This is a genomic window from Flavobacterium rarum (SeqCode), assembly GCF_965234445.1.
Lineage (GTDB): Bacteria > Bacteroidota > Bacteroidia > Flavobacteriales > Flavobacteriaceae > Flavobacterium > Flavobacterium rarum.
This window is the reverse complement of sequence record NZ_OZ248501.1, coordinates 191,488-203,839: the sequence shown is the minus strand read 5'-3', so window position 1 is coordinate 203,839 and position 12,352 is coordinate 191,488. Positions and strand designations below refer to the sequence as shown.

10 protein-coding genes and 1 pseudogene are annotated in these 12,352 nt (G+C 31.1%); 7 read left to right on the top strand and 4 right to left on the bottom strand.

The window, feature by feature from the left end:
* Positions 1-358 precede the first annotated feature (358 nt).
* From tnpA to AC8GF4_RS11575, 3 genes and pseudogenes are all read right to left on the bottom strand, one after another.
* A pseudogene (gene tnpA, locus AC8GF4_RS11585) lies at positions 359-821 on the bottom strand (IS200/IS605 family transposase).
* Positions 822-902: 81 nt separating this feature from the next.
* On the bottom strand, positions 903-1,289 hold the full coding sequence (locus tag AC8GF4_RS11580) for a RidA family protein (protein ID WP_506594802.1): 387 nt from the start codon (positions 1,287-1,289) through the stop codon (positions 903-905).
* A gap of 174 nt (positions 1,290-1,463) precedes the next feature.
* Positions 1,464-2,039, bottom strand: a complete 576-nt coding sequence (locus AC8GF4_RS11575) for a hypothetical protein (protein ID WP_506594801.1) — start codon at positions 2,037-2,039, stop codon at positions 1,464-1,466.
* Positions 2,040-2,342: 303 nt separating this feature from the next.
* Here AC8GF4_RS11575 and AC8GF4_RS11570 point away from each other — a divergent pair, with 303 nt between their 5' ends.
* Positions 2,343-2,975, top strand: coding sequence for a hypothetical protein (locus AC8GF4_RS11570; protein WP_506594800.1), 633 nt, complete (start codon positions 2,343-2,345; stop codon positions 2,973-2,975).
* A 30-nt stretch (positions 2,976-3,005) separates the two neighbouring features.
* On the opposite strand, the gene AC8GF4_RS11565 is transcribed toward AC8GF4_RS11570, so the two are convergent.
* Positions 3,006-3,554, bottom strand: coding sequence for a hypothetical protein (locus tag AC8GF4_RS11565; protein ID WP_506594798.1), 549 nt, complete (start codon positions 3,552-3,554; stop codon positions 3,006-3,008).
* Positions 3,555-4,048: 494 nt separating this feature from the next.
* On the opposite strand from AC8GF4_RS11565, the gene guaA reads away from it, so the two are divergent.
* The 6 genes from guaA (at position 4,049) to pyrG (ending at position 12,349) form a co-directional block, all read left to right on the top strand.
* Positions 4,049-5,578, top strand: coding sequence for a glutamine-hydrolyzing GMP synthase (gene guaA, locus AC8GF4_RS11560; protein WP_506594796.1), 1,530 nt, complete (start codon positions 4,049-4,051; stop codon positions 5,576-5,578).
* Positions 5,579-5,641: 63 nt separating this feature from the next.
* On the top strand, positions 5,642-7,537 hold the full coding sequence (locus tag AC8GF4_RS11555) for a LysM peptidoglycan-binding domain-containing protein (protein ID WP_506594794.1): 1,896 nt from the start codon (positions 5,642-5,644) through the stop codon (positions 7,535-7,537).
* Between the two features lie 64 nt (positions 7,538-7,601).
* Entirely contained in the window at positions 7,602-9,560 is a 1,959-nt protein-coding gene (locus AC8GF4_RS11550) for an amino acid ABC transporter substrate-binding protein (protein ID WP_506594793.1), read from the top strand.
* 98 nt (positions 9,561-9,658) lie between these two features.
* Positions 9,659-10,060 (top strand): OsmC family protein, encoded by a 402-nt coding sequence (locus AC8GF4_RS11545; RefSeq protein WP_506594791.1) that lies wholly within the window; start codon positions 9,659-9,661, stop codon positions 10,058-10,060.
* A gap of 112 nt (positions 10,061-10,172) precedes the next feature.
* Positions 10,173-10,403, top strand: coding sequence for a DUF3820 family protein (locus AC8GF4_RS11540; RefSeq protein WP_116795759.1), 231 nt, complete (start codon positions 10,173-10,175; stop codon positions 10,401-10,403).
* A gap of 332 nt (positions 10,404-10,735) precedes the next feature.
* Positions 10,736-12,349 carry a CTP synthase gene (pyrG, locus tag AC8GF4_RS11535; RefSeq protein WP_506594789.1) on the top strand — a complete coding sequence of 538 codons (1,614 nt, stop codon included), beginning with the start codon at positions 10,736-10,738 and terminating at the stop codon, positions 12,347-12,349.
* The last annotated feature ends 3 nt before the right edge of the window (positions 12,350-12,352 follow it).

The window sequence follows — 12,352 nt, the reverse complement described above, 5'->3', positions numbered from 1 at the left end:
TATGCTAAAGTATTACAAACTTTTTTGTTAATTCTTTTTTTTAGCGACTACTGTTGTTCCGTTGGGAACTTATTATTCGTAAAAAATAAGTTTATCCGTTTCTTTGTTCTGTTTAGGAACTAAACAAACAATCCCTTTTGATATCTTATTTATGTAACAATATATAGTCCCTACGGGACATTGATCTTATTATAAATTTAATTTGCTACCGATATTTAGTACCTAACGGTACACAATAAAAAGATTTTTAACCCTTGATTCACATTAATTTTTTAGGGATAAGTGTTGTTCCGTTAGGAACTTAATAATGGTAGAAAAATAATTTCACCCGCTTTTTTGTCCCGTAGGGACTATACTGTCATATTAATTCTTTGAAAATATATTTTTCGTCATAAACTATTTCAAATTTTTCAAGAAAATCAATATATTCTTCTTTGAATGTTCTCTTTTTATGATGTGTTTCTTGATTTTGAATATAATTGATAACATTTGGAACTTGAGATTTACTATATGAAAATACACCAAATCCTTCTTGCCATTCAAAATGACATGCTGATAACTTATTTTCATTAATCCATAATGATGAGCCTTATTTTACATCTTTCATTAAATCAGAAATGGATTGAGAAGGTCTTAAGCCAATCAAGATATGAACATGATCAGGCATCCCATTTATACTTAAAAGTTTATGCTTGTTATTTTGAACAATTCCTGTTATGTACTTGTATAATGATTCTTTCCATTCGGCTTTAATTATACCATTTCTATATTTAACTGCAAAAAACAAAATGGATATGGATTTGTGTGTAAGTATTTGGCATAATAGTTTAGTCCCTACGGGACAAAATGGTTTGGTTCATATTTCTCTACCAATGTTTAATTCCTAACGGAATATTCTAGAATTATTCTGAAGCAATAGCTGTAAATTCAATTTCAACTAGATATTCCGGAGCTACCAATTGATTAATTCCGTAAAAACCAGTGGTGGGTTTAATGTCTTTAAAAAAAGTGGCATGTGCTTTTGCAACATTTTCAAAAGTAGCAACATCGGTAGTGAAAATTCGAGTGCGAATCACATCTTTCATTCCAACATTTAGTTCTTCAAGAACTTTTTCTACTCTTTCAAGAATGTTCAATGTTTGAGCATATGCATCGTCGGCTTTTACTTTGTCACCATCAATTATAGCGACTGTTCCAGATACTTCAATTATGTTTCCTATGCGAACCGCACGACAATATCCCATTTTGTCTTCCCAAGGAGAGCCTGTTAAAATGTTTTTTCTTTCCATTATTTAGTTATTTTAATTCGTATTTAGTTTTGACAATAAACTCTTTTGCAAGAGTCGAATTTTAAAGTCCGCAATTTATGAAAAATGAAATAAAAAAAAGGCTTCTTTTTTAGGAGAAGCCTTTATAATTGTTGGTTTTTTCTTTTTATAACAAAATGATTTAATTTTTTTAATTTAATTCATTTCTCTTAGTTCGCCATAATATTTTTTTAATTCATCAGAATGTAATTTGTATGAATTGAGTTCTACAGCGACAAAGTTTTTGTCAAAAGTTGGATTTGATTTTAATCGTTTAATGGACTCATTTTCTTTTTCATTTATGAGTTTAATTAGTTGCTTGCTTTTCTTTGTATTCGAAAGTTTTCCATAATCATAAGCTACTTCATTGTTTAGTTCAGAAACTAAAAAGTTATTTACATCTGCTCCAATTCCTGAGTATTTTATGGATTCTCGATAGTTATTCGTATCCATAGAAAGTTGTAAATTATATCCGTCTTTTAAATAAATTTTAAAATATTCTGTTCCATCAAAAAGATAGTATAGTCCGTCTTGTATCGTTAACTTACTTTTAAAAAATCCTTCTTCATTTATATCGATAATTTGAACGGTATTGTAATCTTGGTCTTTTATATAGACATGATCCCAATTTTTGTTTTCTATTTTTACTTGCAAAACCACTTCGTTCGTGGTTTGACTATTTGCACTACTGAATAATAGTAATGCGTAAATACTAATTAAAAAAGTCTTCATCTTTACTGTTTTTATTGATTTTCAAAACTAATTTTTAATTTATTTAAACAGCTAAAAGGAGTGTGAATTAAACGGTATTAAATTGTAAAGAATATGTTTACAGAGTCGATGTAGGTAAAAAAGGTTTAATGTTTGTCGATTTTATTATTTTGAATAAATTAACAAGTGGACAAAAATAAATTATGTTAGTTTTGTGAATATATAAGGTGTCTTTTTTTATTTTTGAAAATATTTTAAATTTCGAAAAACTATTTTTTGAATACTATGAAACAAATTTATTTTATTTTTTTTCTATTAAATATAATGGCAAATTGTTATTCTCAAACTGAACTTAATACAAAGTTTAAAGCCATTCCGCCCTCCAATTCTAATCCTAAGCCAGAAAAAAAGAAATTACCTCCACCTGCTACAGATTTCCCTGTCATCATCCCGCCAAACGTTTATAAAAATCCTAATCCGACTAATCCAATTACGGATTATAAACTAGAGGTGAAAAGTGAAATGTCTATGATTCCCAAAAACAACGGATTTATCAATCCAGGGGATGAAGTGAAAGACAGATTGAATCAAAAAACGGATAGACAAGAAGGGAAAGCCTATCGTCGTAATCAGAGTTTAGGAACCTATAGTACAAAATCAGTATCTGCAAAAGTGTTGTATCGAGATGCTCAGTTTGTAGATGGTGATTTAATTCGAGTTTATTTAAATGGAAGAGTTATTGAAAGTCAAGTTTATTTGGAAAGTAGTTTTAAAGGATTTGAAATTGTATTGGAAAAAGGATTCAATAAGATTGATTTTGAGGCATTGAATCAAGGCGACTCTGGTCCAAACACAGCAGAGTTTAAAGTGTATGATGATCAAGAAAAATTGGTTTCGGCAAGTGAGTGGAACCTCGGTACGGGTTTTAAAGCTACTATAATAATTGTAAAAGAGTAGTTAAAAAACTACTCTTTTACAATGAAAGTTTTAGAAAGGGTCTGCAGTAACTTTAAATTTCATGTCCGCTTTTACAGTGATATCCTGGGTAAGCGTTTCTTTTATTGTTACTTTTGTTCGTATTTTGTATGATGGTGATTTTACATATTTGTCCAATTTTTGGGAACTACAGGTCAAGTTGATTGTATTTGAATTTGCAGTAATATTGTCCAAAAAAGCCAACTCTATTTCATCATCCGTATTAGTTGAAATATACAGATGAACAGTTTTTAAAAAACTAAATGTTTTGTCAACAGGGTTTGCTATGGTTAGTTTTAATTCTTGTAATTTCACATCCTTGACCAAATCTGCATTAGTATTATTGTTTTTGAATTCGGAAGTTGAATTTGTTGTAACATCCGGAGTTGCTATTTCGAAAGGAGTGTTAAAAGGCAAGCCACTTTCTATTTTAAATGTAGTTTGATTGGAAATGTTGAATGTAAGTAATTTGTCTATTTCACTGCATGAAACAGTGAATAAGGCTAAAACAGCTATAATTGTAAATTTTTTTGTTTTTATTTTTAAGTTTAAATTTTTCATTTGGAGTTTTGGGTAAATGTAGCATAATATATATGTCTTGCCTCATTTTAACGGATTTGTTGTTAGTATATTATATATAACCAGTGGGGTGTAATTATTTTTCACCACATAAAAATAGAGTTTATAGTTTTTAAAAGTAAGAAATAGACGTATTACTATTCATATAGAAATTCTATGTGTGAAATAGTGCTTTTCCTAATTTATACTTTGTCTATTTAGCATTAATCTTTGATTCTATGGGGTTAAATTTTTATTTAATTTGAATTTCACCCAACCGGTTATATTTAATTCAAATTGTTATTTAATAGAGCTTGATTTTAAAATTATTTTTTTGTGACAGGTAGAACTTGAAATAAGCAAAACCAAACTATTCAGTGTTTCTGATAGGCTTTTTTTTTATTAAGTAATTTGAGGTGCTTTATTTTAAATTAATAAAAAATAAAAATTTTCAAAAATCAATTTTTCATTTACGAATATAAAAAGTATTTTTGCACATGCAACACAACGTACTTATTTTAGATTTCGGATCGCAATATACACAGCTTATTGCGCGTAGAGTTCGCGAATTAAATATATTCTGCGAAATTTTTCCTTACAATCATTTTCCGAGTGATTTATCCAGTTATAAAGCTGTAATTCTTGGAGGTAGCCCTTTTTCTGTTAGAGGAGAAGACGCACCACATCCAGATTTATCCCAAATTCGAGGAAAGCTGCCTATGCTGGCAGTTTGCTACGGAGCCCAATATTTAGCCCATTTTAGTGGTGGTGAAGTAGCAGCTTCAAATACAAGAGAATATGGAAGAGCCAATTTGACTTATATAAAGGAAGAAGAAGTTTTTTTCGAGGGTGTTTCTGAAAACAGTCAAGTTTGGATGAGCCACAGTGATAGTGTCAAAGCATTACCAACAAATGGAGTTAAACTTGCTAGTACCCACGATGTGGAATTTGCAGCTTACAAAATTGAAGGGGAAACTACTTATGCAATTCAATACCATCCTGAAGTTTTTCATTCAACAGACGGTAAACAAATGCTAGAAAACTTCTTGGTAAAAATAGCTGATGTTCCTCAGAATTTTACACCAAATGCTTTTGTTGAAGAAATGGTGGCTGAATTGAAAGAAAAAGTTGGAAACGACAAAGTAGTTTTGGGCCTTTCTGGAGGTGTAGATTCAACTGTAGCTGCTGTTTTATTGCATCAAGCAATCGGTAAAAACCTGTATTGTATTTTTGTAAATAATGGTTTGCTTCGAAAAAATGAATTCCAAAGCGTATTAGATCAATACGAAGGAATGGGTTTAAATGTAAAAGGAGTAGATGCTTCTCAACGTTTTTATGATGCCTTAGCTGGAGTAACTGATCCAGAGTTAAAAAGAAAAGCAATTGGTAATGCCTTTATCGAAGTTTTTGATGCAGAATCACATCTTATTGAAGATGTTACTTGGCTAGCACAAGGGACAATATATCCTGATGTTATCGAATCTGTTTCGGTAAAAGGACCATCTGCAACTATCAAATCGCATCATAATGTTGGTGGTTTGCCAGATTATATGAAACTTAAAATTGTGGAACCTTTGCGTATGCTTTTCAAAGATGAAGTGCGTAGAGTAGGAGCAACATTAGGAATAGATCCGGAATTATTAGGACGACACCCTTTTCCTGGACCTGGATTGTCTATTCGTATTTTGGGTGATATAACTTTAGAGAAAGTTCAAATTTTGCAAGATGTTGACAAAGTCTTTATTGATGGATTGAAATCTTGGGGATTATACGATAAAGTTTGGCAAGCTGGAGCAATTTTATTACCAGTAAACAGTGTTGGTGTTATGGGCGATGAACGTACCTATGAAAAAGTTGTTGCATTGAGAGCTGTAGAATCTACAGACGGAATGACAGCAGACTGGGTACATCTACCTTATGATTTCTTGATGAAAGTGTCTAATGATATTATCAACAAAGTAAAAGGGGTAAATAGAGTTGTTTACGACATTAGCTCAAAACCACCAGCAACAATTGAGTGGGAATAATAGTATTGAATTTAAAATTAAGTCGTTACATTTGTGACGACTTAATTTTTTAAAATAATATTTATGAAAGAATTTTTTAGAGTTTTATTTTTTATTGTTATTGTTTCTAATGTCACTTTTGGGCAGGAATCTACAACAAAACATACGGTGTTAAAAAGTGAGACGATTTCCCAAATCGCACAAAATTACAAAACTACACCTGCAGAAATATACCGTTTAAATCCTGAAGCAACAAACGGAATTTCAGAAAATCAAATCCTTTTTATTGCCGAAGGAACTTTGCAATCAAAAAACACAATTGTGCATGTTGTTGCCCCAAAAGAAACCCTTTTCGGTTTGGCTACAAAATACAATGTAAAAGTTGAAGACATTCAAAATGCAAATACTGTCGCATTGGTGAATGGATTAAAAGTTGGACAAGAATTAGTAATTCCCCAAAGTCAAGTTCAACAAACTGCTTCAAAAACAACACATATTGTAAAATCCAAAGAATCATTGTTCAGTATCGCTAGACAATATAATGTTTCTGTTGAGGATTTAGATAAAGCAAATTTTGAACTTATGAAAGTAGGTTTACAAGAAGGTCAAGAAATAAACATTCCAAATAAAAAGAAAACATTAGACGGACGAGTTAGAGTAATAAACGCAGAAACGGTCTTTTATGTTGTAAAGCCAAAAGAAACTAAATATTCTATTGCTAAACAGTTTGGTATAACTATTGAACAATTAGAATCTCAAAATCCAGAAATTGTAAATGGATTGGTTGAAGGAAATAAATTAGCAATAAATGTTAGAGAAGTTAAGCCAACAAACGAAAATGAAGAGTTGATGCTAGCTTTGGCAGAAAAACAAGTTGTAGTTGAGAAATCAAAAGCCAATACGGAAGAGATTAAAGGGCTAAAAGAAAAATTAGCACTTCAAGAAGAAATTAATAAAAATGTAACAAATGTAAATGGTTTATTGGCTGATCTAAAAGAAATCGATAACACCAAAGAAGGTTCTGCTGAAAAACTTAAATTAGTATTAGAGACCAATAAAAAAATACAAGAAGTATTGTTGGTAAAACTAGATTCATTGGTAAATACAATGAATAAAGACTTGATTCAATTAAAAAAGACAGAGTTAGTAGATCTTGATGAATCCATACGTTTACAGAAAATTTCTAGTGAAAACATTAGTAAAACCAATGAACTTTCTCATCAACTTAAAAAACAATTAGCTGATAATAGAAAAGTCTACACTGGTTTGATGGATAAAGCTGAGCGTATTGTTGTTGAAGAAAATCAAGAATATAAGAAAAGTATAAGAGAAAATGGTAAATCCAAACCTGCAGAGAGTAAAGCGGTTGTATTAACTCCTGGGGATTTGAAGAATATGGAAATGGAACAACGTATTCGTGATTTAAATAACATTAAATTGATCAGTAGACTTGATTCATTAAATAGCGAAAGCAAATCTGAATTGAGTCTTCATATTAGTAGGGCTTCATTTTATAGTAAAGAAGCAAGAAGCTTGGATGATAGATTGGCTAAGGTTAAAAATCAAAGTTATCAAAATCAGGCTTTTGATGCTCAAGCAAAATCAAAAACAGGAGTTGCTGCAAATGCTCTTACTTTAGATCAAATTAAAAAAGAATTGGCAAAGCAACCTACAAAAGTAAATGCAATTAAAATTCAAAATTTAACCGATTTGAAGGATATAAATGCAGGTTATTATGTTGTTGTCGGACTGTTTCAACAAGCAAGTGAAAGGGATGAAAAGATTAGGAAACTAACCGATTCAGGTTCATTGGATGCAAATTTCTTTTACAACGCAAACACGCAAACATATACAGTATATTCCAAAATGTCTGAAACCAAAGAAGAAGCGAAATATGAATATATTAAAAAACAAGGGAAGCCACTTTTTGAAAATATATATGTTCTAAAGGTGACTCCTGAAAGTACAGTAAAGGAATAAATTAACAAGCTTAAAAAAATAGTAACTAAAAACACAGTATTTTTACTGAACTTTAAAAACATAAATGAATCACTCGAATATGAATTATTTTTCAGTAGTATATTGTACTATTTTGTTTTCTGTAACTTCAATTTTTGCGCAAGAAAAGATAGATAAATATGTTGTAGTCAAAGGAGAAACTATTAATCAAATTGCCCAAAAGTTTAAAATAACTCCTTATGATATTTACAAACTCAATCCAGATGCTCAAAATGGATTAAAGCCCAATAGCATATTGCTTATTCCTAGAAAAACAGGAAAAAGTGATTTTGTGTCAGTCAAAACCAATAAAAATCAGGCTAAAACTCATGAAGTACTTGCCAAAGAAACTTTATTTGGAATTGAAAAAAAATACGATGTAACAGATGAAGCCTTAAAAAATGCAAACCCTTTTCTTGAAAAAGAGGGTTTGCAGATAGGTCAAATTTTAAATATTCCTTCTAAAGGAACTTCAGGAACTAAAGTAGTTGCCAAGAATGCCACTGTTTATCATACAGTATTGGCAAAAGAAACAAAGTATTCGATAGCCAAACAATACAATATGTCTGTTGAGGAATTGGAGAAAAAAAATCCAGAAATTTTAGAAAGTTTGTCAGTTGGTTTTCAGTTATTAATTAAAGGTAATAGGGTAAAACCAGTTGCCAAAGTTAGTCGCACAGAAACAAAAACTGATGTTAAAAAAACAATTGAGACAATTGCTCCCAAAGAAATAAGTTATGTTGAATATACTGTAAAGGCTAAAGAAACTTTTTATAGTTTATCAAAAAGATATGGATTAACTCAGCAACAATTAATAGAACTCAATCCTGTTTTGTCCAGCGGTGTTCAAGAGGGTATGGTTTTAAAAGTGCCGTCAAAATCAAATCAAATTGCTTTAAATTCGACGAAAGAAAAAGTAGTTTTGATTAAAAAAGGCAGTGAAGAAAGAAAAACTATGGTGTTGTTATTGCCTTTTAATATTGGAAAGAGTAGTAATGATTCAATAAGTTCAATGACCAACAAATTGAACAATGATAAGTTTCTAAATATGACATTGGATTTTTATTCAGGTGCTTTGATGGCAATTGATTCTGCCAAAGTGTTGGGAATAAATATGGATGTTAAAATTTTTGATTCCAATGAAACAAAAACAACTTCAAATGTAAATTCTATTTTTAAAGACAATAATCTTGCAGACGCAGACGCTGTGGTGGGGCCTTTCTATCAAAGTAATGTTGAAAAAACAGCGAGTTTGTTTGCTCAAAACAATGTACCTGTAATTTCTCCATTATCTAAAGATACAGGTAATCCAATTCCAAACTTGTATCAATCCATTGTGCCAATTTCTGTTTTAAAGACTGCAATGTTTGACTTTATGAATTCAAAACAAGGAAATATAATTGCTGTAATTGATAAGAAAAAAGAAACCATTAGAAAGTATATTTTAGAAAACCAAAAAGAAGTTAAAATTGCTCCATTGACCGCTACAGGAGGTTTGGATGTAGAAGGTTTTAAAAGACTAATGGTCAAAGACAAAATGAATTATGTTGTTTTGGAAACAGGAAATACTGGAATGATAAAATACACAATGAATGCAATGTTAAGTGCAATGAACTCCTATCAAGTGCAATTGGTTATTCTGGAGCCAAATGAAACGTTGGATACAGATGAAATAAGTTTTTTGAATTTAACCAAATTGCATTTAATGTACGCTTCAGCAACAAGAGAAAATAACGCGCCAGAGGCACAGATTTTTATGCAGAATTATAGAAAAAAAAATAAAGTCAATCCAAGCACATTTGCTATTCGTGGTTTTGATATTACTTTTGATACTATGATGCGTTTGTCACAGGATAAAACCTATCAGGAAACGGCCGAAACATTAATTACTGAGCAAATAGAAAACAAGTTCGAATATTATAAAAAAGACGAAGGAGGATATGCCAATAAAGGAGCCTATATTCTTTATTATGACTCTGATTTGACAATAAAAGAAGCGAAGTAAAAAAAGGTATTCAGTTTTCAGTTTTTAGTCTTCAGTTAGCAAATTATTGAGATAAAAAAAAGTCATAATTCACAATTCATAACTCACAATTCAATAGAATGACTTCAAAAGTAACTTATTTAGGCGATTTAAGAACATCTTCCATTCATAGACAATCGGGTAGCGAAATCATTTCGGATGCACCACTTGATAATAACGGAAAAGGAGAAGCTTTTTCTCCAACGGATACTGTTGCCAATGCTTTGGCTACTTGCATGATGACCATTATGGGTATAAAAGCAAGAGACATGAATCTTGATTTTAAAGGATCAACAGCTTCGGTTACCAAAATCATGAATGCGGAACCAAGGAGAATTGGAGCAATCGAAATTGTTTTTGAAATGATTGGCGTTTCAGAACAAAAAGACAAAACGATTCTAGAAAGAGCTGCAATGACTTGCCCAGTTTTCTTGAGCTTGAATGCAGATATTGAGAAGAGAATTACTTTTAATTGGAAATAGAAAAAAGAATAGAGAGTAAAGAATAGAGAAAAATGAAAAAAAGTAAAGAAGAAAAAAGTTTATGATTAAGTCTTTACTCTTGGTTCTTTATTTTTTTTTCTAATTTTAAAAAATGGATCAAAACCAAAAACAGCTCATAAAACTAGCCCACACCAAAATGCCCTTTGGTAAATACGAAGGCTGGTTTCTTATCGATATTCCCGAATATTATATTGTTTGGTACAGTAACAAAGGTTTTCCAAAAGGAGAACTGGGAGACCAACTGAAATTAATTTATGAACTAAAACTCAACGGACTCGAAGAATTAATTCGAAATATTAAAAAGAAATATCCAAAACCGTAGTTTGGACAACTTAGAGTTTTAGATTTTTAGATTTCTTAGATTTTTTTTTCTAAAGGTTTAAAAATAGTTTAGCATGTTTATGATGTTTTAAATCTTTTTTTTTAAAGTGTATATAAATGAAATTTGAAATTCTATAAAGCCAAGATTGTGTATAGTCTAATATTCTAAATAGTCCAAAAATATAAGAAATCTAAATATTCTAAGAGGTCTATCATTCTAAGAAGTCCGATAATCTAATTAGTCTAAAATTCTAATAATCGAACGGTCTAGTATTCCAATTTAATTTGTACTTTTGCCACGTTTTTTATACAACTACAACAAACAACAACAGAATGAATCAAACGAAATATATTTTTGTTACAGGCGGTGTGACTTCTTCTCTAGGAAAAGGAATTATAGCGGCATCTTTGGCAAAATTGTTACAAGCGAGAGGGTACAGAACGACAATACAAAAATTTGATCCTTATCTAAATGTAGATCCAGGAACTCTGAATCCTTATGAACACGGGGAATGTTATGTAACTGATGATGGAGCAGAAACAGATTTGGATTTAGGACACTACGAACGTTTTTTGAATGTTCCAACTTCTCAGGCGAACAATGTAACTACAGGTAGAATTTATCTTTCGGTTATTGAAAAAGAACGTAGAGGAGAATTTCTAGGAAAAACGGTTCAAGTTGTTCCTCATATCACCAACGAGATTAAAGAAAGAATGCAATTGCTTGGTAATTCAGGTGATTATGATATAGTTATTACAGAAATTGGCGGTACAGTAGGAGATATAGAATCTTTACCTTATATAGAATCAGTTCGTCAATTGGTTTGGGATCTAGGGGAGCATAATGCAATTGTTATTCATTTAACATTGGTTCCTTATTTGGCAGCTGCTGGTGAATTAAAAACAAAACCAACACAACACTCTGTAAAAACTTTGATGGAAAGCGGAATCAAAGCTGATATTTTGGTTTGTAGAACAGAACATGAGATTTCTGATGAAATTCGTAATAAATTAGCCTTGTTTTGTAACGTAAAAAGAGAAGCGGTTATTCAATCTATAGATGCTTCAACAATCTACGAAGTTCCTAATTTAATGTTGGAAGAAGGATTGGATGTTGTGGCTTTGAAAAAACTAGATTTGCCTAAAAAAGCGGCTCCAGATTTAAAAAACTGGAACACTTTTTTACGTAGATTGAAATTTCCAAAACATACCGTTAATATTGGTTTGATTGGAAAATATGTTGAAATGCAAGATTGTTACAAATCAATTTTGGAAGCTTTCATTCATGCAGGTGCTGCGAATGAAACCAAAGTAAATGTGATTTCGATACATTCAGAATTTATAGATGCAGAGAATATAAAAGAGAAATTATCAGGTTTGGATGCAATTCTTGTGGCTCCAGGTTTTGGAGAAAGAGGAATTGAAGGTAAAATCGAAGCAATTCGTTATGCCCGTGAAAATAAAGTTCCGTTTTTCGGAATTTGTTTAGGGATGCAAATGGCAATTATCGAATATTCTAGAAATATTTTAGGTTTGGCTGATGCAAATTCTACCGAAATGAATGATAAAACTTCAAATCCAGTTGTTAATTTGATGGAAGATCAAAAAAATGTAACTGATAAAGGAGGTACAATGCGTCTTGGAGCTTGGAAATGTGATATCACACCAGGTTCATTAGCTTTTAAAATTTATGGTGAAACACAAATTTCGGAACGTCACCGTCATCGTTATGAATACAACAGTGAGTATGTGAGTCAATTACAAAAAGCAGGATTGATTTCGTCTGGAGTTAATCCAGATACAGGTCTTGTAGAAATTGTAGAATTGGCAGATCATCCTTTCTTTATTGGAGTACAATACCATCCGGAATACAAAAGTACAGTAGCTAATCCACATCCAATTTTTGTGAGTTTTGTTGCAGCAGCAGTAAAAGGGAAAAAGAAATAAAAG

Coding starts and splice junctions, on each gene's coding strand:
- AC8GF4_RS11580 (WP_506594802.1), bottom strand. CDS start 1,289: ATGGAAAGAAAAAACATTTTAACAGGCTCTCCTTGGGAAGACAAAATG.
- AC8GF4_RS11575 (WP_506594801.1), bottom strand. CDS start 2,039: ATGAAGACTTTTTTAATTAGTATTTACGCATTACTATTATTCAGTAGT.
- AC8GF4_RS11570 (WP_506594800.1), top strand. CDS start 2,343: ATGGCAAATTGTTATTCTCAAACTGAACTTAATACAAAGTTTAAAGCC.
- AC8GF4_RS11565 (WP_506594798.1), bottom strand. CDS start 3,554: ATGAAAAATTTAAACTTAAAAATAAAAACAAAAAAATTTACAATTATA.
- guaA (WP_506594796.1), top strand. CDS start 4,049: ATGCAACACAACGTACTTATTTTAGATTTCGGATCGCAATATACACAG.
- AC8GF4_RS11555 (WP_506594794.1), top strand. CDS start 5,642: ATGAAAGAATTTTTTAGAGTTTTATTTTTTATTGTTATTGTTTCTAAT.
- AC8GF4_RS11550 (WP_506594793.1), top strand. CDS start 7,602: ATGAATCACTCGAATATGAATTATTTTTCAGTAGTATATTGTACTATT.
- AC8GF4_RS11545 (WP_506594791.1), top strand. CDS start 9,659: ATGACTTCAAAAGTAACTTATTTAGGCGATTTAAGAACATCTTCCATT.
- AC8GF4_RS11540 (WP_116795759.1), top strand. CDS start 10,173: ATGGATCAAAACCAAAAACAGCTCATAAAACTAGCCCACACCAAAATG.
- pyrG (WP_506594789.1), top strand. CDS start 10,736: ATGAATCAAACGAAATATATTTTTGTTACAGGCGGTGTGACTTCTTCT.